The organism is Bacillus sp. DWP3-1 (assembly GCF_049896565.1).
Taxonomy (GTDB): domain Bacteria; phylum Bacillota; class Bacilli; order Bacillales; family Bacillaceae; genus Bacillus.
Genome location: NZ_JAFCUN010000001.1, coordinates 333,453 through 357,340 on the forward strand (window position 1 = coordinate 333,453; position 23,888 = coordinate 357,340).

20 protein-coding genes are annotated in these 23,888 nt (G+C 42.0%); all 20 read left to right on the plus strand.

Going from position 1 to position 23,888, the window contains the following annotated elements:
- Nucleotides 1-5: 5 nt before the first annotated feature.
- Entirely contained in the window at nt 6-2,039 is a 2,034-nt protein-coding gene (gene flhA / locus ACP7A0_RS01755) for a flagellar biosynthesis protein FlhA (protein WP_044141909.1), read from the plus strand.
- A complete protein-coding gene (flhF, locus tag ACP7A0_RS01760; protein WP_106030841.1) occupies nt 2,039-3,154 on the plus strand; it encodes a flagellar biosynthesis protein FlhF in 1,116 nt (371 codons plus the stop codon). The genes flhA and flhF overlap by 1 nt, the downstream gene beginning before the upstream one ends.
- Nucleotides 3,151-4,056, plus strand: coding sequence for a MinD/ParA family protein (locus tag ACP7A0_RS01765; protein ID WP_106036789.1), 906 nt, complete (start codon nt 3,151-3,153; stop codon nt 4,054-4,056). The genes flhF and ACP7A0_RS01765 overlap by 4 nt, the downstream gene beginning before the upstream one ends.
- The gene (locus ACP7A0_RS01770) at nt 4,053-5,126 is read left to right on the plus strand and encodes a protein-glutamate methylesterase/protein-glutamine glutaminase (RefSeq protein WP_106030843.1); all 1,074 of its coding nucleotides are present in this window, start codon (nt 4,053-4,055) and stop codon (nt 5,124-5,126) included. Before ACP7A0_RS01765 ends, ACP7A0_RS01770 begins: the two co-directional genes overlap by 4 nt.
- A 5-nt stretch (nt 5,127-5,131) precedes the next feature.
- On the plus strand, nt 5,132-7,162 hold the full coding sequence (locus ACP7A0_RS01775) for a chemotaxis protein CheA (RefSeq protein ID WP_106030844.1): 2,031 nt from the start codon (nt 5,132-5,134) through the stop codon (nt 7,160-7,162).
- Between the two features lie 24 nt (nt 7,163-7,186).
- Nucleotides 7,187-7,648: a chemotaxis protein CheW gene (locus ACP7A0_RS01780; RefSeq protein ID WP_034662331.1), complete on the plus strand. Its 462-nt coding sequence runs from the start codon at nt 7,187-7,189 to the stop codon at nt 7,646-7,648.
- Between the two features lie 12 nt (nt 7,649-7,660).
- Entirely contained in the window at nt 7,661-8,287 is a 627-nt protein-coding gene (locus tag ACP7A0_RS01785; protein ID WP_034662328.1) for a chemotaxis protein CheC, read from the plus strand.
- Nucleotides 8,287-8,787: a chemotaxis protein CheD gene (locus tag ACP7A0_RS01790; RefSeq protein WP_106030845.1), complete on the plus strand. Its 501-nt coding sequence runs from the start codon at nt 8,287-8,289 to the stop codon at nt 8,785-8,787. Before ACP7A0_RS01785 ends, ACP7A0_RS01790 begins: the two co-directional genes overlap by 1 nt.
- A 24-nt stretch (nt 8,788-8,811) precedes the next feature.
- On the plus strand, nt 8,812-9,579 hold the full coding sequence (locus ACP7A0_RS01795) for a FliA/WhiG family RNA polymerase sigma factor (RefSeq protein ID WP_012009976.1): 768 nt from the start codon (nt 8,812-8,814) through the stop codon (nt 9,577-9,579).
- 21 nt (nt 9,580-9,600) lie between these two features.
- Entirely contained in the window at nt 9,601-10,140 is a 540-nt protein-coding gene (locus ACP7A0_RS01800; RefSeq protein ID WP_060596274.1) for a hypothetical protein, read from the plus strand.
- A gap of 155 nt (nt 10,141-10,295) precedes the next feature.
- On the plus strand, nt 10,296-11,030 hold the full coding sequence (gene rpsB / locus ACP7A0_RS01805; protein WP_003212093.1) for a 30S ribosomal protein S2: 735 nt from the start codon (nt 10,296-10,298) through the stop codon (nt 11,028-11,030).
- 91 nt (nt 11,031-11,121) lie between these two features.
- Nucleotides 11,122-12,003, plus strand: coding sequence for a translation elongation factor Ts (gene tsf, locus ACP7A0_RS01810; protein WP_012009978.1), 882 nt, complete (start codon nt 11,122-11,124; stop codon nt 12,001-12,003).
- Between the two features lie 134 nt (nt 12,004-12,137).
- Complete coding sequence (pyrH, locus tag ACP7A0_RS01815) at nt 12,138-12,860, plus strand: UMP kinase (protein ID WP_008344767.1); 723 nt, start codon at nt 12,138-12,140, stop codon at nt 12,858-12,860.
- A gap of 1 nt (nt 12,861) precedes the next feature.
- On the plus strand, nt 12,862-13,419 hold the full coding sequence (gene frr / locus ACP7A0_RS01820) for a ribosome recycling factor (RefSeq protein WP_003212469.1): 558 nt from the start codon (nt 12,862-12,864) through the stop codon (nt 13,417-13,419).
- A 129-nt stretch (nt 13,420-13,548) separates the two neighbouring features.
- The gene (locus ACP7A0_RS01825; RefSeq protein WP_034662319.1) at nt 13,549-14,331 is read left to right on the plus strand and encodes an isoprenyl transferase; all 783 of its coding nucleotides are present in this window, start codon (nt 13,549-13,551) and stop codon (nt 14,329-14,331) included.
- Between the two features lie 12 nt (nt 14,332-14,343).
- On the plus strand, nt 14,344-15,138 hold the full coding sequence (locus tag ACP7A0_RS01830) for a phosphatidate cytidylyltransferase (protein ID WP_060596276.1): 795 nt from the start codon (nt 14,344-14,346) through the stop codon (nt 15,136-15,138).
- A 39-nt stretch (nt 15,139-15,177) separates the two neighbouring features.
- Nucleotides 15,178-16,329 carry a 1-deoxy-D-xylulose-5-phosphate reductoisomerase gene (dxr, locus tag ACP7A0_RS01835; protein ID WP_375567474.1) on the plus strand — a complete coding sequence of 384 codons (1,152 nt, stop codon included), beginning with the start codon at nt 15,178-15,180 and terminating at the stop codon, nt 16,327-16,329.
- 6 nt (nt 16,330-16,335) lie between these two features.
- The gene (rseP, locus tag ACP7A0_RS01840; protein ID WP_095285177.1) at nt 16,336-17,601 is read left to right on the plus strand and encodes an RIP metalloprotease RseP; all 1,266 of its coding nucleotides are present in this window, start codon (nt 16,336-16,338) and stop codon (nt 17,599-17,601) included.
- An 80-nt stretch (nt 17,602-17,681) separates the two neighbouring features.
- A complete protein-coding gene (locus ACP7A0_RS01845; RefSeq protein WP_060596281.1) occupies nt 17,682-19,379 on the plus strand; it encodes a proline--tRNA ligase in 1,698 nt (565 codons plus the stop codon).
- A gap of 134 nt (nt 19,380-19,513) precedes the next feature.
- Nucleotides 19,514-23,767 (plus strand): PolC-type DNA polymerase III, encoded by a 4,254-nt coding sequence (locus tag ACP7A0_RS01850; RefSeq protein ID WP_426004472.1) that lies wholly within the window; start codon nt 19,514-19,516, stop codon nt 23,765-23,767.
- Nucleotides 23,768-23,888: the final 121 nt, after the last annotated feature.

The window sequence follows — 23,888 nt, forward strand, 5'->3', positions numbered from 1 at the left end:
CAGGCATGGCAGCAAGAGATTTATCTGTTTTATTCAGTGTTATTTTAATTGTGGCGATGCTGGTCATACCATTTCCGCCAATGCTATTAAGTATTTTAATCATTATTAATATTTCTCTTGCGCTTATCGTGCTTCTCACCACAATGAACATGCAAGAACCACTGCAATTTTCAATATTTCCATCATTGCTTTTGCTCTTAACGCTGTTTCGCTTAGGGCTTAACATCTCTACAACACGATCTATCCTTTCAACTGGAGACGCTGGAAAAGTTGTAGAAACGTTTGGTTCATTTGTTGTTGGAGGAAATATACTCGTTGGTCTGGTTGTCTTCCTTATCCTGATCATCATTCAATTTATAGTGATCACCAAAGGGGCAGAGCGTGTATCTGAGGTTGCGGCAAGATTTACCCTTGATGCGATGCCAGGTAAACAAATGAGTATTGACGCAGATTTAAATGCAGGAATGCTGACAGAAAGTGAAGCAAGAAATCGTCGTGAAAAAGTAGCGAGAGAAGCAGACTTTTATGGTGCGATGGATGGGGCAAGTAAGTTCGTCAAAGGGGATGCCATCGCAGGTATTATCATCGTCATTATTAATATTATTTTTGGGATTATTATTGGGATGCTTCAGCAAGGAATGTCGATTCAAGAATCAGCTTCCCACTTTACATTATTAACGGTAGGAGACGGGATTGTTTCACAAATTCCTGCACTTCTCATTTCAACAGCGACAGGGATTGTCGTCACAAGGGCTGCTTCTAATGGGAACCTTGGGTCAGATATCACTGAACAGCTGTTTGCATTCCCAGCTATGCTTTACGTCACAGCAGGTACGATCTTCCTTCTTGGGTTGTTTACTCCAATCGGCGTACTTTTGACAGGACCGATCGCAGGTTTACTTGCCCTCGGTGCATACTTGATGTCAAAAAACAAACAGGATCAAGAAGAAATAGAAGAGGTACTAGAGGAACAGGCAGAGGTAGAAGAGATGAAAAGTCCAGAAAGTGTCATTCACCTTCTCCAAATGGATGCCATTGAATTTGAGTTTGGCTATGGCTTGATTCCGCTAGCCGATGCAAATCAAGGCGGTGACCTGTTAGACCGAATTGTGATGATCCGAAGGCAGCTTGCCCTTGAACTAGGTCTTGTGATTCCAGTTGTCCGAATTCGAGACAACATTGCACTTAACCCAAATGAGTATCGACTCAAAATAAAAGGGAACGAAGTGGCAAAAGGCGAGCTGCTGCTTGATCACTACTTAGCGATGTCTCCTACGCCTGATGATGATCCGATTGAAGGAATTGAAACAATCGAGCCATCCTTTGGTCTTCCGGCTAAATGGATCTCAGAAGCAGAAAAAGATCAGGCTGAGATGCTCGGCTATACGGTTGTAGATCCTGCATCTGTTGTGTCTACTCACATCACAGAGAAGATTAGACAAAACACACACGAACTGCTCGGACGTCAAGAAACGAAGCAATTAATCGATCATCTGAAAGAAAGTTATCCTGTGTTAGTGGATGAGGTGACCCCAAATCCACTAGCAGTTGGTGATATTCAAAAAGTGTTGGCAAAACTGTTGAAAGAAAAGGTTTCTATTCGAAATCTTGTCACCATTTTTGAGACGCTTGCAGACTACGGAAAATTAACGACGGATACAGATTTGTTAACAGAGTATGTCAGACAGGCGCTGGCAAGACAGATTACCGCACAATATGCAAGAGAAAATGAATCGCTCAAAGTCGTGACATGCTCAGGCCGAGTGGAAAAGGTGATTGCTGACAGCGTACAGCAGACAGAGCATGGCAACTACTTATCATTAGATCCAGAATCCTCTGAAAGTGTGATTCAATCAGTGGCGAGAGAAATTGAACAGCTTTCGCTTCGTCAGGAAACGCCGGTTCTATTGTGCTCACCTCCTATAAGAATGTACGTCAAGCAGCTGTTAGAAAGATATTTCCCGGATTTACCGGTACTATCTTATAACGAACTAGAAGCAAATGTGGAAGTACAGAGCATCGGAGTGGTGGATATCTAATGAAAATGAAAAAAATCACAGCGAATTCAATGCAGGAAGCAACGATTCAAATTAGGCAGCAGCTTGGGAAGGATGCCGTCATTTTAAATTCCAAAACCGTTGTGAAACGAAAGCTATTCGGTTTAAAGAAACAGCAAATGGTTGAAGTAATAGCTGTGCTGGATCAAGATTTTGAAGAAAGAGCGGGTAAAGGTGGACATCCTGCGCCTCCTCTTCAAGTATTTCCGAAAAAGGAGCAGGTGCAACACCGGCCTGCAGAGCCATCCTTTGCTCCTGAGGCATTGAAACCAGTACCTTCTCATACTCAGCCTTTAGAATATGCGAGGAATGAGCGGCATGCTGGTATTCTGCCCGATCCTCTCATGGCAATCGATCAAAAGCTTAAGGATCAAGGTCTTGATGATGCCATTCGAGACGAATGTCTCAAAGGTCTTTTAACGAAGGGTGCTGTCAAAGAAGATCAAATTCAAAAAGAACTTGAACAATTGCTGACAGATATGCTGCCGGCTCACACTTCTGATGAGCCGATGATTCGTTCAAAATACATTGTGCTGTTTGGTTCAACTGGGGCTGGTAAAACAACAACAATTGCAAAGCTGGCTGCCAAAACTGCCATTCAGAAGCAAAAGAAAATCGCTTTTATTACAACAGATACGTACCGAATTGCAGCGATCGAACAACTGAAAACATACGCGGAACTGCTCAATGCACCGCTTGAGGTTTGTTATTCGAGAGAGGATTTTGTGAAAGCTCAAGAGACCTTTAAAGAGTATGATCATATTTTCGTAGACACAGCCGGTCGTAACTTTAAAGAAGAAGCGTATATCAAAGAGCTGACAGACATTATTCCATTTGATGAAAGCTTTCAAAGTTTCCTAGTGATGAGTGCGACCTCGAAGTATCAGGACATGAAAGCCATGGTTAAACGATTTGAACACGTTCCAATCGACCAATTCATTTTTACAAAGGTAGATGAAACAGACACGATGGGAACAATCTTTCAAATCATTACAGACTCTCAAATCGGCCTTGGCTTTTTAACAAATGGTCAAAATGTACCTGAGGATATTCTTGAGGGTTCTCCTCTTGAATTAACAAGGATGGTCTTACAATGATGAAGCCCGACCAAGCGGAAGGTTTAAGAAAGCTCGTTCAGCAGAATCAAACGATCACACCGGCTCCTCTTGGTATAAGCGGACAGGCAAAAACGATTGCTGTCATGAGCGGTAAAGGCGGAGTAGGAAAATCAAATTTGACGCTGAATATGGCACTGTCTATCGCAAATGCAGGCAAGCGAGTGTTAGTCATCGACCTTGATTTTGGTATGGGGAATATTGATATTTTACTAGGAAAAACATCGACTAGCTCTATATTAGATGTTCTTGTCAGGAAGAAATCTATCCGAGCAGCTATGACACAAGGAACGAACAACCTTTATTACATTTCTGGCGGAAGCGGACTTGAACAGCTGTTTTCTTTAGATAAAGATCAATGGTCGTTCTTTCTAGAGGAAATGGAAAGAATGATCTACGACTTTGATTGTATCTTCTTTGATATGGGTGCCGGCTTGTCAAAAGATCAACTGCCTTTTGTTTTATCAGCAGGAGAAGTTGTGGTTGTGACAACGCCAGAACCAACATCGATCATGGATGCCTACAGCGCAATTAAACACTTAGCTATTCATCAGTTTGAACAATCTGTGCAAATCATTGTCAACCGGTGTAAAACCCCGTCAGAAGGGTCTGAAACCTACCGGAAATTAGCAGGAGTGGTCACATCATTTCTACACAGAAAACTAGTATTTACTGGTGCTGTGCCAGATGATCCTGCGGTTCCAAAAGCAGTGGCTGAACAAATTCCATTTTATATCAAGCAGCCTCATTCAAGGCTGAGTAAAACGATCAAGATGCTGGCAGAAACACTTTATCAACAGCAGATAAGAGAGGCACAGAGAGAGCAGCATACGTTTATAGATAAGTTGTCCTCTTTTTTTAAAAGGAGGAAGGTGGACTCATGATTAGAGTGCTTGTAGTAGATGACTCGGCCTTTATGCGAAAGCTCATTAGTGATTTCCTAAGTGCCGAGCAAGAAATAGAAGTCGTCGGAACGGCGCGAAATGGGGAAGATGCCTTAAAACGGATCAAGGAACTGAATCCAGATGTTGTCACACTAGATGTGGAAATGCCTGTTTTAAATGGAACAGAAGCATTAAAACAAATTCTGGCTGAACATGACCTTGCCGTGATTATGGTGTCAAGCCAGACAAAGCAAGGGAAAGATTTAACTATCCATTGCTTAGAACTTGGTGCGTTTGACTTTGTGACAAAGCCTTCAGGAAGTATTTCGCTCGATTTGCACAAAGTAAGAGGCCAAATTGTAGAGCGAGTGCTTGCGGCAGGGATGTCAAGGAAACGCACAGAAGTGCAGATTTCTCCTAAGCCGGTGATGAAGACGCCAAGTCCAGTGGCTTTTCCTCGCCCGCAAGCAGTAAAAAGCAGCTCACTCCGAAAGATTATTTCAATCGGAACATCGACGGGAGGGCCAAGAGCACTTCAACGAGTCGTCACGAAGCTGCCAAAGGACATAGAAGCACCCATTTTGATTGTGCAGCATATGCCGGCAGGATTTACGGCATCACTTGCTACTAGGTTAGACCATTTATCTCAAATTTCGATTAAAGAAGCACAAGATGGAGATATCGCTAAAAATGGAGTGGCTTACATAGCTCCTGGTGGAATGAATATGTCACTTCATGAACAAGGGGCATCCTTAGTCATCAGGCTGTCTCCAGAGGACACGGAAAGCCGGCACAAACCTTCTGTTAACTATTTATTTGAATCCATCAGCAATATAAAGGGTTACGAGAAAATTGCTGTCATTATGACAGGCATGGGTAGTGACGGCACAGAAGGTGTCAAAAAAATGGTCGCAAGCGGTCCTACGAAAGTCATTGCAGAAAAAGAAGAATCATGTGTTGTTTTCGGAATGCCTAAATCAGTCATTAAAGCAGGCCTTGCACATGAAACAAGGCATGTGGATGACATCGCACATGCAATTATAAGCTCCATGAAAAAAGAGAGGGCGTGAACACGTTGGATGTAAACCAATACTTAGATATCTTTTTAGATGAAAGCAGAGAACACTTACAAACTTGTAATGAAAAACTTCTTGATTTAGAAAAGAACCCAACCGACTTGCAGCTAGTGAATGATATATTCAGAGCGGCTCACACATTGAAAGGCATGAGTGCAACGATGGGCTACGCTGATATGGCTCAGCTAACACATCATTTAGAAAACATGTTTGATGCCATTCGAAATGAACAAATGATTGTCACACCTGAGTCAATGGACACGATGTTTGAAGCACTTGATCACCTTGAAGCAATGGTTCAATCAATTGCAGAAGGCGGAGATGGGAAACGCGATGTCACAGAGGTTAGTAAAAAGCTAGATGTGACAGGAAGCCATGCTGAGGCAGCTCCTAGTGTTGAAACAGCGGATGTATCAGCTACGGCTGCTAACGACTTAGACTATAACGAATTTGAACGAACAGTGCTTGATGAAGCGAGGGAACAAGGCTTTAAATGTTATGAACTCAATGTGACATTAAGTGACGCATGCTTATTAAAAGCCGTTCGTGTCTATATGATCTTTGAAAGACTGAACGAAGCAGGCGAGGTCGTCAAAACAGTTCCAAATGCAGAACTTTTAGAATCAGAAGATTTCGAATCTGAATTCAGTATTTCTTATTTATCTAAACAACCGATGGATGAAGTGAAAAAAATCGTGATGGCGATCTCAGAAGTTGAACATGTTGAGATCTCAGAAGTCTCTGCATTTGAAGAAGCTGCTCAAGCTGAAAAACAAGAGGCAAAACCTGAACAGGAAAAAGAAGAAGTATCTGTGCCTGCTGCGAAAGCACCAGCAAGCGATGCGCCAAAAGCAAATGGCAATAACGGTGCAGCTGCCGGCGGAACAAAAACGATTCGTGTCAACATTGACCGTCTCGATTCTCTAATGAATCTATTTGAAGAACTGGTGATTGACAGAGGCCGTTTAGAGCAGATTGCAAAAGAATTAGAAAATAACGAACTCACAGACACCGTTGAAAGAATGACACGTATTTCTGGAGACCTGCAATCGATCATCCTGAACATGAGAATGGTACCTGTGGAAACAGTGTTTAACAGATTCCCGCGTATGATTCGTCAATTGACAAAAGAGCTGAATAAGAAAATTGAACTGATCATTGAAGGTGCTGAGACAGAGCTTGATCGAACAGTCATCGACGAGATTGGAGATCCGCTCTTACACTTACTTAGAAACAGTCTAGATCACGGAATTGAATCGCCAGAAGAACGTGTGAAAAAAGGCAAGCCAGAAAAAGGCACCGTTCTATTAAAGGCGTATCATAGCGGAAACCACGTCTTCATTGAAGTAGAAGATGATGGCGGCGGAATTAACCGTAAGAAAGTGCTTGAAAAAGCATTAGAGCGCGGGGTTATTACAGAAAGAGAAGCAGAGACGCTTGAAGATCATCAAATTGATTCATTGATCTTTGCAGCAGGTTTCTCTACAGCTGATACGATTTCTGACATCTCAGGCCGCGGTGTAGGCCTTGACGTTGTGAAAAACAAGCTGGAATCACTAGGTGGATCTGTGAGCATCAACTCAACAGAAGGACAGGGCTCACTATTCTCGATCCAGCTTCCGCTTACATTATCGATTATTTCCGTTCTTCTTGTGAAACTGGAAGAGGAAACATTTGCGATTCCGATTTCTTCTATTATTGAAACGGCTGTCATTAAGAAAAGCGACATCCTTCAAACGCATGATCGTGAAGTGATTGATTTCCGCGGATTTATCGTACCGGTCGTGTACTTGAAGAAACAATTCCACGTACCAAATGCGAATGAATTAGAGGAAGAACTGCACATCATCGTTGTTCGTAAAGGAGATAAGCTGACAGCATTTGTGGTCGATTCATTTATTGGTCAGCAAGAGGTTGTATTGAAATCACTAGGAGATTACCTGCCAAACGTGTTTGCGATCTCAGGCGCAACAATCCTAGGCGACGGTCAAGTTGCACTCATCGTTGACTGTAATGCACTGATCAAGTAAAAAACAATAGAGGAGCGGTCTGAAATGAGTACAGATATCAAAACTGGCGAAAAGATGATTGTGTTTATCGTAAACAAAAAAGAATACGCCATTTCAGTATCAGAAGTAAAGTCCATTGAAAAATGGCAGCAGCCAACAAGAGTCCCTGGCGTTGCCCCTTATATATGTGGTGTTATTAATCTGCGCGGTGTCGTGACACCTGTCATCGACCTTAGAGTCAGACTTGGATCAACTGACAACGACATTACAGATGAAACAAGAATGATTATTGTACAAGTTGGTGACATTGAAGTCGGCTGGATTGTTGATGAAGCGAATGATGTCATTACAGTCCATCAAGAAGAAGTAGAATCTTCTCCTGAATCAGCTGAAAAAGAAGGACAATCATGGGTGACAGGTATCATTAAGCATGATCAGCGTCTATTTAATATCATTCATCCTGGTGCCGTCCTCGACAAGAGCGTTCAAGATGCACCTGTTCATTAAGGAGGATGTGAAATGAGCATTTTCAATGAAATAAAAGATGAACAGCTGGATGTATTAAGAGAGGTTGGGAATATTGGAGCAGGCCACGCCGCGTCTGCTCTTGCCAGCCTATTGGATCGCAAAATAGATATGGCTGTTCCGTTTGTCAAGGTTCTCTCGTTTGAAGAATTAATGGATTTCTTTGGCGGTGCAGACCTCCCAGTTGCAAGTATTTTCCTGCGGATGGAAGGAGATTTATCCGGCTCTATCTTTTTCATTATGCCATTTGAGCAAGCAGAGCAATTTGTAAGAGAGCTTGTACAGGATCCGGCATTTGATATTGATACCATTCACGAGCATGTGATGGGGACGTCAGCACTACACGAGCTGGGAAATATTTTAGCAGGCTCTTATTTATCAGCCCTTGCCGATTTAACAAAATTGCAGCTTCACCCAAGTGTTCCAGATGTTACGCTCGATATGTTCGGGGCTGTCATTAGTGAAGGGTTAATGCAATTCAGCCCTCTAGGGGATCAGGCAATTGTGATTGATACATCGATTTTTGATGATCAAAATAAGCAAGAGCTGAAAGGAAATATGTTTCTATTACCAGACTTTGAATCGTTTGAAAAACTATTCAAAGCATTAGGTAACCTGTAATGAACGTTCAGATTCCGGCAGTTGTAAAGGTTGGTATAGCGGATGTTCAGATTGTGAAAACACCGGACCGCATTCGGACATCCGGACTTGGTTCTTGTGTAGGACTTGTTCTGTTTGATCAGGAAAAAAAACTGGCAGGTCTTGTCCATGTCATGCTTCCAGACTCATCCCTTGCAAAAGGGGCAGTGGAGAACTTGGCTAAATATGCAGATACAGGTGTCAAGCATACAATTGATCTGCTTCTTAAAGAAGGAGCACGCAAACATGCGCTAAAGGCAAAACTTGCTGGCGGCGCAGAAATGTTTAAGTTTAAGTCAACCAATGATCTGATGAGAATTGGACCTAGAAACGTATCAGCTGTTAAAGAACATCTGTCTCTTTATCGCATCCCGATCATTAGTGAGGATACGGGCGGGAACAATGGCCGTACGATTGAATTTGATCCGCTTACGACAGAGCTTGAGATCCGCACTGTGAAGCAAGGCACTATGAAGATATAACTAAGGAAGTATAGGGGGAGAAAGATGCAATCCTTAAATTACGAAGATCAGGCGCTATGGGCTAGATGGAAAGAGTGGAAGGACCCAGCTGCTGGAGATGATCTTATGCGCCGCTATATGCCGCTCGTCACATATCATGTTGGAAGAATTTCCATCGGACTCCCGAAGTCAGTGCATAAAGAAGACTTGATCAGTCTAGGGATGCTCGGTTTATATGATGCCCTTGAAAAATTCGACCCCGGAAGAGATCTGAAGTTTGATACATATGCATCCTTCAGAATCCGCGGGGCCATCATCGACGGTCTTCGTAAAGAGGACTGGCTGCCTCGTACATCAAGAGAAAAAACAAAAAAAGTAGAAGCGGCTATTGAAAAGCTTGAACAGCGCTATTTACGAAATGTGACGCCGACAGAAGTGGCAGAGGAACTTGGCATGAGTGAACAGGATGTTGTCACAACAATGAATGAAGGTTTCTTTGCGAATCTGCTTTCAATCGACGAGAAGCTGCATGATCAAGAAGACGGTGAAAACGTCCAAGTCATGATTCGCGACGAGAAAACAGTGACACCTGAAGAGAAGATGCTGAAAGATGAATTAATAGAACAGCTTGCTGAAAAAATGACCGAGCTATCGGAAAAAGAAAAGCTCGTGATCAGTCTTTTCTATAAAGAGGAACTGACGTTAACAGAAATCGGTCATGTGCTCAATTTATCGACCTCGCGCATTTCGCAAATTCATTCAAAGGCATTGTTCAAGCTTAAGCATCTGCTTGATAAAGCCATTCAATCTTAAAGAGTTAGTGAGTGAAAAAATATGTTATGGCTGATTAGCTTCATGCTTCATGCTGCACTTATTTATTTTGTGATCATTTTATATACGAGAATGAATTCGCTGAAGATAACTGAACAAAAGCAGCGAGAACTTCTAGAAGAAACGGAAAATACCCTGGCTGCATTTTTGATGGAAGTCAAAGAAGAGAATGACAAACTATCAAAAGTGGCAGCCGCTTCCCCTGATTTTTCTGCTGAAGAGCTGAAATCGGATTTTCAGACACCAAAGCAGCCACAACCACCAATTGAATCCCAGCAATCGGTAGAAAGTGAAGATCCAGTACCAGAGCACTTGTCGGCTCTCCTTAGTGAAGTTGAAGTGCAGGAAGAGAAGGTAAACGAACCCGTTCCACATCTTGAATCAGAAGCTTCTGTGCCTTCTGAAAGTGAAATAGAAGAAACATTCGAGGACCAAGTGAAGACCTTATATGACAAAGGGCATTCGCTAGAAGAAATAGCGAAAGAACTGAAAACGGGCAAGACAGAAATCGAGCTTTTATTAAAATTTAGCGGAAAGCTGTAAAGGATTCTTGATTGTCAGTCCATCATGTGTTATATTATTTCTTGGTGTTAAATACACACGCTTAATGATTCGTATGAAGGTGCTGCCGTGGCGCAGTTTTATGTGAACATGACTTGAGCGGAGGAAAAAAAACCATTATATTAGGAGGCAACAAAATGTCAGTTATTTCTATGAAACAATTGCTAGAAGCTGGTGTTCACTTCGGTCACCAAACGCGCCGTTGGAACCCAAAAATGAAGCGTTACATCTTTACAGAGCGTAACGGTATCTACATCATCGATCTTCAAAAAACGGTGAAAAAAGTAGAAGAAGCTTACAACTTCACGAAAAACCTTGCTGCTGACGGAGGGAAAATCCTTTTCGTTGGTACGAAAAAGCAAGCACAAGATTCAGTGAAAGAAGAAGCAATCCGTTCTGGTATGTTCTATGTGAACCAACGCTGGCTTGGTGGAACTTTAACAAACTTTGAAACAATCCAAAAACGTATCAAACGTTTAAAAGATATTGAAAAAATGCAAGAAAACGGTACATTCGATGTTCTTCCTAAGAAAGAAGTCGTTCAACTGAAAAAAGAATTAGAGCGTCTTGAAAAATTCCTAGGCGGAATCAAAGACATGAAAGGTCTTCCGGATGCACTTTTCATTATCGACCCTCGTAAAGAGCGTATTGCAGTTGCAGAAGCTCGTAAATTGAATATCCCAATCATCGGTATCGTTGACACAAACTGTGATCCAGACGAAATTGATGTTGTGATCCCTGCAAACGATGATGCAATCCGTGCTGTAAAACTTCTAACTGCTAAAATGGCAGATGCGATTCTTGAGTCTAAACAAGGCGAAGAAGAAGCTGTTGTAGAAGAAACGACAGAAACTGAAACAACAACTGCGTAACCTATTCAAAAGGTGATAAGAGGGAAATGCCTTTTATCACCTTTTTTTCACCTAGTAATCCGTGTTTTAACATAGAAGGAGGAAATGTAAAATGGCAATTACTGCTCAATTAGTTAAAGAACTGCGTCAAAAAACTGGTGCAGGTATGATGGACTGTAAAAAAGCGTTAACAGAAACTGATGGTGACATCGACAAAGCAATCGATCTTCTAAGAGAAAAAGGAATTGCAAAAGCTGCGAAAAAAGCAGACCGTATTGCTGCAGAAGGATTAACTCTTATCAAAACTGACGGCAACACAGGCGTGATCCTAGAAGTGAACTCTGAGACTGATTTCGTTGCGAAAAACGAAGGATTCCAATCACTTCTTAACGAACTTGCTGATCATTTGCTTGCTGCTAAACCTGCAACAATTGAAGAAGCTCATGCTTCTAAAATGGAAAACGGTTCAACTGTTGAAGAGCATATCACATCTGCAATTGCAAAAATCGGAGAGAAAATCACTCTACGTCGTTTCTCTGTTATCACGAAAGAAGATAACGCAGCATTCGGTTCTTACTTACACATGGGCGGACGCATCGGTGTGTTAGCTGTTCTTAACGGAACAACTGACGAAGAGCTTGCAAGAGACATTGCAATGCACGTTGCTGCTGTAAACCCTAAATACATTTCTCGTGACCAAGTGTCAGAAGAAGAAGCAAACCGTGAGCGCGAAGTATTAACACAGCAAGCGCTTCAAGAAGGAAAGCCTGAAAATATCGTAGCTAAAATGGTAGAAGGCCGTCTAAACAAATTCTTCGAAGAAATTTGCTTACTTGACCAAGCATTCGTTAAAAACCCAGATGAAAAAGTGAAACAAGTAGTAGCTGCGAAAAACGCAAGCATTCAAACTTATGTTCGCTATGAAGTGGGCGAAGGTATTGAAAAGCGTCAAGACAACTTTGCTGAAGAAGTTATGAGCCAAGTGAAAAAATAATGTTTGAAAAGCTCTCTGGGGCTTTTTTAGGGAGCACAAGCACTGTGTTCCCTATTTTTTAGAGGATATTGATTTACAAAAGACAGTTTCTTACGCATAATAAGAGACGGTATAGTTTACACTTGGAGGTTATCATGAGCAAACCGAAATATAATCGCATTGTACTGAAGCTAAGTGGCGAAGCACTAGCAGGTGATGCTGGAAATGGAATTAACCCAACTGTCATTCAATCAATTGCAAAGCAAGTAAAAGAAATTGCAGAGCTTGATGTTGAGGTTGCAGTTGTTGTAGGCGGAGGAAACCTTTGGCGCGGTAAGACAGGCAGTGACTTGGGAATGGACCGTGCAACAGCAGACTACATGGGCATGCTGGCAACAGTGATGAATTCACTCGCGCTACAGGACAGCCTAGAAACGCTTGGCATTCAGTCTAGGGTACAAACCTCTATCGAAATGAGACAGGTTGCAGAGCCATACATAAGAAGAAAAGCGATCCGTCATCTTGAGAAGAAACGTGTCGTGATTTTTGCTGCAGGTACTGGTAACCCTTATTTCTCTACAGATACAACGGCAGCACTTCGTGCAGCAGAAATTGAAGCAGATGTCATTTTAATGGCGAAAAATAATGTAGACGGTGTCTACAGTGCTGATCCTCGTACAGATGCGGATGCAGTAAAATATGATAAGCTTTCATATCTTGACGTGTTAAAAGAAGGGCTTGCTGTAATGGATTCTACTGCGTCCTCATTATGTATGGACAATGACATTCCATTAATCGTATTCTCCATTATGGAAGAAGGAAATATTAAACGTGCCGTCAATGGCGAATCAATTGGAACGATTGTGAGGGGGAAATAACGTGTCAAAAGAAGTATTGAACCAAACGAAAGAAAAAATGGAAAAAGCCGTTCAAGCATACGGACGTGAACTAGCAACTGTTCGTGCGGGCAGAGCAAATGCTTCATTGCTTGATAAAGTGACGGTTGATTATTACGGTGCACAAACACCACTCAACCAAATCGCGTCAATCACAGTGCCAGAAGCACGTATGCTGATTATCACACCTTATGATAAAACAGCCATCGGTGATATCGAAAAATCGATCCAAAAGTCTGATCTTGGCATCACGCCAACAAGTGACGGAAATGTGATCCGCATTGCGATTCCTGCACTAACAGAAGAAAGACGTAAAGAGCTTGTGAAAGTGGTAAGAAAATATTCAGAAGAAGCAAAAGTAGCTGTTCGTAATGTTCGTCGTGATGCAAACGATGAGTTGAAAAAGCTTGAGAAAAATGGTGAGATCACTGAAGATGAATTAAGATCATCGACAGAGGATGTTCAAAAATTGACAGATGAATATGTCGCTAAAATTGATGACGTGACGAAAGATAAAGAAAAAGAAATCATGGAAGTTTAAGAAAAAACTATGTACAATAGATAATAGTGAAAAGACCCTCTTCATGTTTACAGGGGGTTTTTTTGTTAATACTGTTGGTGACTATATTATTAGCGGGAACGCAACCTTTTTGGGTGATGGAGGAATCTCATGCTCAATATACTCAAAAATTGGAAGAATCAGCAAACTGCTGCTTCCAACTTAGAAAGCCTGACAAAAGAAGACATATTAAATGGAGAAATTCCTGAACATATCGCCATTATCATGGATGGGAACGGAAGATGGGCGAAAAAACGTGCTCTTCCACGGGTAGCAGGACATCATGAAGGAATGAAAGTCGTCAAGCGCATGACAAAGCTTGCAAATGAGCTGAATGTCAAAGTGCTGACTTTGTATGCTTTCTCTACGGAAAATTGGAAACGTCCAAAACTAGAAGTAGACTTTTTAATGAAGCTTCCTGAAGAATTTTTGAACATCTACCTGCCTGAACTCATCGAGGAAAATGTCCGTGTGCGCTTAACAGGTGATCCAGACGGCCTCCCGCAGCATACGAAAAGAGCGGTAGAGAACGCAGTAAAGAGTACGGCGAATAACGACGGACTCGTTTTGAATTTTGCGCTCAACTATGGAGGGCGCACAGAAATCGTCTCCGCATGCAGACAAATTTCTGAAAAAGTCAAAGAAGGTAAGCTTCAAGCAGAAGACATCACAGAAGAGATGTTTTCAGCTTATTTAATGACAGAATCTCTTCAAGATCCGGATTTGCTTATTCGCACAAGTGGAGAAATTAGATTAAGTAACTTTATGCTTTGGCAAATTGCATACAGCGAGTTTGTCTTTACGGATGTGCTTTGGCCTGACTTTTCTGATGAGCATCTTATAGGCGCTATCGGAGAATACCAGCGCCGCGGCCGGAGGTTCGGTGGAATTTAGAGGGTGGTGCAGATGAAACAAAGAATTTTGACGGGTGTTTTGGCAGCTGCAGTCTTTTTACTTGCGGTTATATATGGACAGATGCCATTTACCCTGCTGATTTACTTAATGGGAAGTGTCGCTCTCTTTGAGCTTCTAAGAATGAAAAAGATATCGATTTTCAGCTTTCCTGGTATTGTCAGCTTAATATTGCTTTGGCTTTTAATGGGCGGAGAGAACAGCTTCTTCCCGAACGTAGACGCATCAAAAATGCAAATTGCTTTATTTGCAGTCTTAATCCTTTTAACTTATACAGTGTTGAGCAAAAACTCTTTCACATTCGATGAGGTTGCTTTTGTTGTATTAGCGACATTATATATTGGCGTCAGTTTCTATTATTTCATCCAAATTAGAGGCTTATATGGCATGAGTGCGATCTTCTTCGCAGCAGTGATTATTTGGTCCACTGACTCAGGTGCTTACTTTATTGGGAAATCTATGGGGAAACGAAAGCTCTGGCCAGAGATCAGCCCAAACAAAACAGTAGAAGGATTTATCGGCGGAATCGTCACAGCGGTCGTGTTGTCATTTGTGTTTCAGGCGGTTACAGGATTTTTGCCATCATATCTGCTTGTTATGTTTATTACTCTTTTGCTCAGTATCTTTGGACAGCTGGGCGACCTTGTGGAATCTGCTTTAAAGCGTCATTATCACGTAAAGGATTCAGGGACAATTCTCCCTGGACATGGCGGGATTTTGGACAGGTTTGACAGCTTTTTATTCGTTCTGCCGTTTTTATATTTACTGCTCGCAACGTTTGCCAGCTAACCTCATAGAAACTTATTGAACGAGAGAAGGAGTGGCAATTTGAAATATATTTCGCTATTAGGCGCAACAGGATCAATTGGAGAACAAACATTAGATGTGATTAGGCAGCACCCAGACAAATTTAAGCTGAAAGCCATGACATTTGGCCGAAATGTAGATAAGGCCGTTCCAATCATAGAACAGTTTCAGCCTGAATTTGTCGGATGTTTAAGTGAAGAGACTTATCAGACGCTAAAAGGTCATTCATTTGAATACGATGTCAAGATGGCTGCTGGTGATGAAGCCAACATCGAGGCAGCGACCTATGATGCAGTGGACGTTGTGGTCAATGCACTTGTAGGAAGTGTTGGGCTTGTTCCAACATTAAAGGCCATTGAACAAAAAAAGACGATTGCACTCGCAAATAAGGAAACACTTGTCACAGCTGGTCATATAGTAAAAGAGTACGCGAAAACATATGATGTACCTTTACTTCCTGTCGATAGTGAGCATTCCGCTATTTTTCAATGCCTGCAAGGTGAACAAGCTAAAAACATTGAACGCTTAATCGTGACAGCTTCAGGTGGTAGTTTCCGAGATAAAAAACGAACTGAACTTGAAGGTGTTACGGTTGAAGAAGCGCTGAACCACCCAAACTGGTCAATGGGAGCGAAAATTACCATTGATTCAGCGACGATGATGAATAAAGGGCTCGAGGTGATTGAGGCACATTGGTTGTTTGATATGCCTTATGAACAAATTGATGTGCTGTTACATAAAGAGAGCATTATCCATTCAATGGTGGAATTTCACGACAAAAGCGTCATGGCTCAGTTAGGGACACCTGACATGAGAGTGCCGATTCAATATGCACTCACATACCCTGACAGGGCGCCATTACCAGAAGCGAAATCATTGAACCTTTGGGAGATTGGACAATTGAATTTCCAAAAAGCGGATTTTGACAGGTATCGCTGCTTACATTTTGCTTATGAATCAGGTAAAATAGGAGGGACAATGCCTGCTGTGCTCAATGCAGCAAATGAAATGGCAGTTGATGCATTTCTGAAAGGCAAAGTAACGTTCCTGCAAATTGAAGAATTGATTGAAAAGGCACTAAATAGACATCATGTGATTTCAACGCCTAGTTTGCAAGATATCCATGAAGTGGACAAAGATACACGAGACTTTGTTCAATCAATCCTCACATAAGGTGGTATGTTCGTGAATACAGTGATTGCGTTTATTATTATTTTTGGAACGCTCGTTTTTTTCCACGAGCTTGGCCATTTAATTATGGCGCAGCGAGCGGGGATTTTATGCCGCGAGTTCGCAATTGGTTTTGGGCCGAAGATTTTCTCCTTTAAACGAAAGGAAACCGTTTATACCATTAGACTGCTCCCTATTGGCGGATTTGTTAAAATGGCAGGAGAGGACCCTGAAGTCATTGAAATTAAACCAGGTCATACAGTGGGGCTCTTATTCAATGAGCAAAATGAAGTAGAAAAAATCATTTTAAATGACAAAGAAAAATATCCTGATGCACTTGTCATCGAAGTTGAGCAGATTGATTTAGATCATGCCATGAGAATCTCAGGATATGAAGCTGGAAATGAAGATATTTTAACTGGCTACAATGTCAGTCAAACAAGCTTTTATATTGCAGATGGTGAAGAAATTCAAATCGCACCATACAATCGTCAATTTGGATCAAAAACGGTATGGCAGCGTATTAAAGCGATCGCAGCTGGACCGATTATGAACTTTATCCTGGCGTATGTGATTTTGGTTGCTTTAGGTTTTATTCAAGGGGTAACCGTTGATGATCCTGTACTCGGCAAGCTGACGAAAGACGGCCGAGCGGCAGAAGCTGGACTCATGCAGGGTGACCACATCGTGTCCATTAACGGGGATAAAATGAATTCTTGGACAGACGTCGTTCAAACCGTTCAAAAGAACCCTGAGAAAAAAATGAATGTCGTCATTGACCGAGACGGCAAAGAAAGCACTGTGCAGGTTGTACCAGAAGCTGTGAAAGCAGACGGAAAAAGCATTGGCCGTTTCGGATCTTATCCGCCAACGGAAAATGGATTTCTGAAGGTTATTTCATCCTCAGGAACGACTGTGATTTCAACAGCAGGTCTGATTTTAACGAACTTGCAAAAAATTGTCACAGGACAATTTTCACTAGATATGTTAGCAGGTCCTGTTGGGATCTATGACATGACAGGAGAAGTAGCCAAGCAAGGTGTGTTAACATTAATGCAGTTTGCGGCGTTCCTTAGTATCAACTTAGGCATCGTGAATTTATTACCGATTCCTGCACTAGACGGAGGACGTTTACTATTCTTGTTTGTTGAAGCCATTCGTGGTAAACCAATTAATCGTGAGAAAGAAGCACTTGTTGTCTTTATCGGTGTTGCATTCCTCATGCTGTTAATGCTAGTGGTTACGTGGAATGACATCCAGCGATTATTTTTATAAAAACCAATGTCTCTTGTTTCTCATTACGGGAAACAAGAGTTTTTGTGAGAAGTCCTATTTCATAAATGAGGTGTAACGACATGAGACAATCCCTGACTTTCATTCCAACTCTTCGAGAGGTGCCGGCAGATGCTGAGGCAAAAAGTCATCAGCTCTTAGTAAGAGCTGGGTTCATTAGACAAAATACAAGCGGAATCTATCATTATCTGCCGCTTGCTCATAAAGTCATCCAGCATATTCAATCCATTGTTCGCAAGGAAATGGAAAAGGCAGGAGCAGCTGAGCTGTTAATGCCAGTGCTGCAGCAGGCAGAAATGTGGCAAGAGTCAGGAAGATGGTATACATACGGTCCAGAATTGATGCGTATGAAAGATCGTCATGGCCGCGAGTTCGCACTTGGCCCAACGCACGAAGAGGTGATCACATCACTCGTACGCAGCGAAGTAAAATCGTATAAGAAGCTTCCTTTAACTCTTTATCAAATTCAATCAAAATTCCGCGATGAACAGAGACCGCGTTTTGGGCTGCTGCGCGGACGTGAATTTATTATGAAGGATGCGTACTCATTCCATTCTTCACCAGAAAGCCTTGATGACACATACAACAAGATGTTTACAGCTTACTCCAATGTATTCTCAAAAGTAGGTCTTAATTTTAGACCAGTCATTGCAGATTCTGGTGCAATGGGAGGAAAAGATACACATGAGTTTATGGCACTGTCAGAAGTAGGAGAAGATACAATTGCATACTCTGACACATCTTCCTATGCTGCGAACATTGAAATGGCTGAAGCTGTTTATCACGGAGAAGAAGCAAATCCTGCGGACTTCAAAGAACTTGAAAAAGTCCACACACCGCAAGTGAAAACGATTCAAGACATCGCTGGATTTTTAGAAGTTGATTCTTCTCTTTGTATCAAATCTGTTTTGTTTAAAGCAGATGATGCGTATGTTCTAATCCTGACTAGAGGCGACCATGAAGTAAATGATGTGAAAGTGAAAAACTTGGTAGGAGCACAGCTTGTAGAGCTTGCTACTCGAGAAGAAGTACTAGAAGTCATTGGAACAGAGCCTGGATTTGTTGGTCCTGTGAAGCTGGAAGCAGAAGTCGATATTTATGCAGACCTTGCGGTTAAAGGCATGACAAATGCTGTCGCAGGTGCAAACGAAGCGGATTATCACTATGTCAATGTCAATCCTGCGCGTGATGTATCAGTGAAAGAATTCACAGATCTTCGTTTGATTCAAGAAGGAGATGTTTCTCCAGATGGAGAAGGCACAATCCAGTTTGCCAAAGGGATTGAAGTAGGACAAGTCTTTAAACTAGGCACTCGTTATTCTGAGTCAATGGATGCGACGTACCTTGATGAGAATGGACGAGCGCAGCCAATGATTATGGGATGCTATGGTATCGGTATCTCTAGAACTCTTTCAGCAATTGTTGAACAGCATCACGATGAGAAAGGAATCATTTGGCCCGAAACTGTTGCGCCATATGACCTTCATCTCCTTGCATTAAATATGAAAAACGATGCTCAAAAAGAGCTGGCTGAAACGTTATACGAGCGCTTAGAAGATGAGGGCTTTGACGTACTTTTCGATGACCGCCAAGAGCGTGCCGGAGTAAAATTTGCAGACAGTGATTTAATTGGGCTGCCAATTCGCATTAGCTGCGGAAAACGTTCAGAAGAAGGCATTGTTGAAGTGAAGTTTAGAAAATCAGGTGAATCACATGAAGTATCTGTTGATGAGCTGATTTCATTTATACGCCAAGCATAAAAACGAACAAAAAAATGAAGGTACCTCCTGTAGAAAAGAGGTACCTTTCTGATTGACAAAAGGAGGGTTCTGTCTTGGATGAACAATTACCGATCACACGGCGGCAATTTCATATATTACTCAATCAGATTCAAATGACAGATGATGACCTCAGTCGTTACTTTGAAGAAGGAGAAATCGTCAAATTGACGGTGCATAAGGCGACGAAAACGTGGCATTTCCTTTTTAAATTTAAGGCGCTTCTGCCTTACAAGGTATATGCGATGTTTCTCAGCAGGCTGACAAATGCATTTTCTCATATTGCACAAGTCACTTGTACGATTGAAGTCAATGATCCGAACATCTCTGAAGAGCTCGTTCAATCGTATTGGTCACATTGTGTGGAAGAGCTTCAAGGAATTTCTCCTCCAATCATCAGCTTGCTTCAGCAGCAAAAACCATCGCTGTCTGGACATAAAATCATCATCAAAACGAAAAGCGAAACAGAGGCTTTGGCCATCAAGAAGAAGTACAGCCCAATGCTCCAGGCTGCTTTTAAACAAGTAGGCTTTCCAGAGCTGCAATTCGATACAGAAATTTTTGTATCAGATCAAGAGATTCAGAAGTTCAGAGAACAAAAGCTTGCTGAAGATCAAGAAAGAGCGATGCAAGCCCTCACTGAGATGGAGAAGAAGGAAAGTGAGGAGCAGGATGAAGCTCCGTCTGGCCCTCTCATGATTGGCTATCAAATTAAAGACAATGAAGAAATTCGTACGCTTGATAGTATTATGGATGAGGAACGAAGAATCACCGTTCAAGGCTACGTATTCGATGCAGAAACGCGTGAGCTGAAAAGCGGCAGAACGCTTTGTATCTTTAAGATTACAGATTATACAAACAGTATTTTAATCAAAATGTTTGCAAGAGAAAAAGAAGATGCCCAGCTGATGAAATCATTGAAAAAAGGCATGTGGGTCAAAGCAAGAGGAAGCATTCAAAACGATACGTTTGTCAGAGACCTTGTCATGATTGCCAATGACGTCAATGAAATGAAACCTCAGCTGAAAGAGGATACGGCACCTGAGGGTGAGAAACGTGTCGAGCTTCATTTGCATTCCCCAATGAGCCAAATGGATGCTGTCACTGGCATTGGCAGGCTGGTGGAACAAGCAAAAAAATGGGGACATGAAGCGATTGCCCTGACGGATCATGCGGTTGTACAATCCTTCCCAGATGCGTATGCAGCAAGTAAAAAACATGACATCAAAATGATGTACGGTGTGGAAATCAACTTGGTCGACGACGGAGTACCCATTGCCTATAATCCGGAGCACCGTTTGTTAGATGACGCGACGTATGTCGTATTTGACGTAGAGACAACTGGACTTTCAGCCGTTTATGACACGATCATTGAGCTGGCAGCAGTGAAAATAAAAGGCGGGGAAATCATTGACCGCTTTGAGGCATTTGCAAATCCTCATCACCCATTATCAGCGACAACGATCGAATTAACGGGTATTACGGATGATATGGTCAGAGATGCTCCAGATGTCGTCGATGTCGTGCGCGATTTCAAAGAATGGATTGGACAAGATATCCTTGTTGCGCACAATGCAAGTTTTGATATGGGCTTTTTAAATGCAGCGTACAAACGCCTGTTAAAAACAGATAAAGCGTCAAACCCTGTGATTGATACACTTGAACTCGGCCGATTCCTTTACCCTGAATTTAAAAATCACCGGCTCAATACACTTTGTAAAAAGTTCGATATAGAACTGACGCAGCATCACCGGGCCATTTACGATGCAGAGGCGACAGGCTACCTCATGCTGAAGATGCTAAAAGATGCGGCTGAAAAAGAAATTGCCTATCACGATCAATTGAATGAAAACATGGGTCAGTCTAATGCCTACCAGCGCTCACGTCCTTACCATGCCATTCTGATCGCACAAAATGAGACCGGTCTGAAAAATTTATTCAAACTTGTTTCTCTTTCTCATATTCATTATTTCTACCGGGTGCCGCGCATTCCGCGCTCACAGCTTGAGAAATATCGAGAAGGTTTAATTATCGGGTCTGCCTGTGATAAGGGTGAGGTCTTTGAAGGGATGATGCAAAAATCACCTGATGAGGTGGAAGACATTGCAGCATTTTACGACTATTTAGAAGTTCATCCGCCAGAAGTGTATCAGCATCTGCTGCACCTGGAGCTTGTTCGAGATGAACGTGCGTTAAAAGAAATCATCACAAACATTGTGAAGCTTGGCGAAAAGCTCAATAAACCAGTCGTGGCAACTGGAAATGTGCATTATCTGCATCCAGAAGACAAAATTTATCGTAAAATCTTAATTTCATCACAGGGTGGAGCAAATCCGCTTAACCGTCACGAACTGCCAAAAGTTCATTTTAGAACGACAGATGAAATGCTTGAAGCATTCTCCTTCCTAGGAGACGAAAAAGCGAAAGAGATCGTCGTGGCGAATACGAAAAAAGTATCTGAGATGGTCGAAAGCATTAAACCAATCAAAGATGACCTATACACACCAAAAATTGAAGGTGCAGATGAAGAAATACGGGAAATGAGCTATCAAATGGCGCGCAGCATCTACGGAGATGATTTGCCGAAAATTGTAGAAGACCGTATTGAGAAAGAATTAAAAAGTATTATCGGCCATGGATTCGCCGTTATTTACTTAATCTCTCATAAGCTTGTAAAGAAATCACTTGATGATGGATATCTTGTTGGTTCAAGGGGATCTGTCGGCTCATCTCTTGTTGCAACATTAACAGAGATTACCGAAGTGAACCCACTTGCCCCGCATTATGTATGTCCAAGCTGTAAGCATTCGGAGTTCTTTAATGACGGATCTGTTGGTTCAGGCTTTGACCTTCCTGACAAAGACTGCCCAGAATGTGGTACGCCGTACAAAAAAGATGGACATGATATTCCGTTTGAAACGTTCTTAGGTTTTAAAGGAGACAAAGTCCCTGATATCGACTTGAACTTCTCAGGTGAATATCAGCCGATTGCACATAACTATACGAAAGAGCTGTTCGGTGAAGAGTATGTATACCGAGCAGGTACGATTGGTACTGTTGCAGAAAAAACAGCATATGGTTACGTGAAAGGCTACGCTGGAGATCATAATCTTCATATGAGGGGCGCAGAAATCGACCGGCTTGTCCAAGGCTGTACAGGGGTCAAACGGACAACGGGCCAGCATCCAGGCGGTATTATCGTAGTGCCGGATTATATGGACATTTATGATTTCTCACCAATTCAATATCCAGCAGATGCGACAGGTTCTGATTGGAAAACGACGCATTTTGATTTCCATTCAATCCATGACAACTTGCTCAAGCTGGATATACTAGGGCACGATGATCCAACGGTTATTCGTATGCTACAGGATTTAAGCGGAATCGATCCAAAAACGATTCCAACAGACGATCCAGAAGTGATGAAAATTTTCCAAGGAACAGAGCCTCTAGGTGTAACAGAAGAGCAAATTGGCTGTAAAACAGGTACACTCGGTATTCCGGAGTTTGGGACAAGGTTTGTTCGGCAAATGCTTGAGGATACAAAACCAACAACCTTCTCAGAGCTCGTTCAGATCTCTGGACTATCACACGGGACGGATGTATGGCTCGGAAACGCGCAAGAACTCATTCACAATAAAACGTGTGAACTAAGTGAAGTGATTGGGTGTCGTGACGATATTATGGTCTATCTCATCTATCAGGGCTTAGAGCCGTCACTCGCATTTAAAATCATGGAGTCTGTTCGTAAAGGAAAGGGACTTCCCCCTGAATGGGAAGAAGAAATGAAGAATAATAATGTACCGAACTGGTATATTGATTCTTGTAAAAAGATCAAATACATGTTCCCTAAAGCCCACGCAGCTGCTTACGTATTAATGGCTGTACGGATTGCCTACTTCAAGGTGCATCATGCACTTTTATACTATGCGGCTTACTTTACCGTTCGTGCAGATGACTTTGATATCGAAACGATGACAAAAGGATCGAATGCGATTCGAGCAGTCATGGACGATATTAACTCAAAAGGTCTAGATGCATCACCGAAAGAAAAGAACCTATTAACTGTACTAGAGCTTGCACTTGAAATGTGTGAAAGAGGCTACCATTTCAAAAAAGTGGACCTCTATCGATCAAGTGCAACAGAGTTTATCATTGATGGAGATGGATTAATTCCGCCATTCAACTCGATCCCTGGACTCGGAACAAACGTTGCGTTAAATATTGTTCGCGCACGACAAGACGGGGAATTCCTTTCAAAAGAAGATTTACAAAAACGCGGAAAAGTGTCGAAAACGGTTCTAGAATATTTAGATCGTCAAGGCTGCTTAGAAGCACTTCCCGATCAAAACCAGCTTTCTTTGTTTTAATGCGATTCATGAAGAGCGTCCTTAAAGGGGCGTTCTTTTTTCATATACAATAATTTTATTATGTTAACTAATAAAGATTTTCCACCAAATGGAATCATTTTCTTATTCATTCATATACCTT

What these genes read in the sequence shown, in the direction of transcription:
- rpsB (WP_003212093.1), top strand. Translation starts at nt 10,296, where the DNA reads ATGTCAGTTATTTCTATGAAACAATTGCTAGAAGCTGGTGTTCACTTC.
- ACP7A0_RS01795 (WP_012009976.1), top strand. Translation starts at nt 8,812, where the DNA reads ATGCAATCCTTAAATTACGAAGATCAGGCGCTATGGGCTAGATGGAAA.
- rseP (WP_095285177.1), top strand. Translation starts at nt 16,336, where the DNA reads ATGTTCGTGAATACAGTGATTGCGTTTATTATTATTTTTGGAACGCTC.
- ACP7A0_RS01770 (WP_106030843.1), top strand. Translation starts at nt 4,053, where the DNA reads ATGATTAGAGTGCTTGTAGTAGATGACTCGGCCTTTATGCGAAAGCTC.
- ACP7A0_RS01800 (WP_060596274.1), top strand. Translation starts at nt 9,601, where the DNA reads ATGTTATGGCTGATTAGCTTCATGCTTCATGCTGCACTTATTTATTTT.
- flhA (WP_044141909.1), top strand. Translation starts at nt 6, where the DNA reads ATGGCAGCAAGAGATTTATCTGTTTTATTCAGTGTTATTTTAATTGTG.
- ACP7A0_RS01785 (WP_034662328.1), top strand. Translation starts at nt 7,661, where the DNA reads ATGAGCATTTTCAATGAAATAAAAGATGAACAGCTGGATGTATTAAGA.
- flhF (WP_106030841.1), top strand. Translation starts at nt 2,039, where the DNA reads ATGAAAATGAAAAAAATCACAGCGAATTCAATGCAGGAAGCAACGATT.
- ACP7A0_RS01765 (WP_106036789.1), top strand. Translation starts at nt 3,151, where the DNA reads ATGATGAAGCCCGACCAAGCGGAAGGTTTAAGAAAGCTCGTTCAGCAG.
- ACP7A0_RS01830 (WP_060596276.1), top strand. Translation starts at nt 14,344, where the DNA reads ATGAAACAAAGAATTTTGACGGGTGTTTTGGCAGCTGCAGTCTTTTTA.
- ACP7A0_RS01790 (WP_106030845.1), top strand. Translation starts at nt 8,287, where the DNA reads ATGAACGTTCAGATTCCGGCAGTTGTAAAGGTTGGTATAGCGGATGTT.
- ACP7A0_RS01850 (WP_426004472.1), top strand. Translation starts at nt 19,514, where the DNA reads ATGACAGATGATGACCTCAGTCGTTACTTTGAAGAAGGAGAAATCGTC.
- pyrH (WP_008344767.1), top strand. Translation starts at nt 12,138, where the DNA reads ATGAGCAAACCGAAATATAATCGCATTGTACTGAAGCTAAGTGGCGAA.
- ACP7A0_RS01845 (WP_060596281.1), top strand. Translation starts at nt 17,682, where the DNA reads ATGAGACAATCCCTGACTTTCATTCCAACTCTTCGAGAGGTGCCGGCA.
- ACP7A0_RS01780 (WP_034662331.1), top strand. Translation starts at nt 7,187, where the DNA reads ATGAGTACAGATATCAAAACTGGCGAAAAGATGATTGTGTTTATCGTA.
- ACP7A0_RS01825 (WP_034662319.1), top strand. Translation starts at nt 13,549, where the DNA reads ATGCTCAATATACTCAAAAATTGGAAGAATCAGCAAACTGCTGCTTCC.
- tsf (WP_012009978.1), top strand. Translation starts at nt 11,122, where the DNA reads ATGGCAATTACTGCTCAATTAGTTAAAGAACTGCGTCAAAAAACTGGT.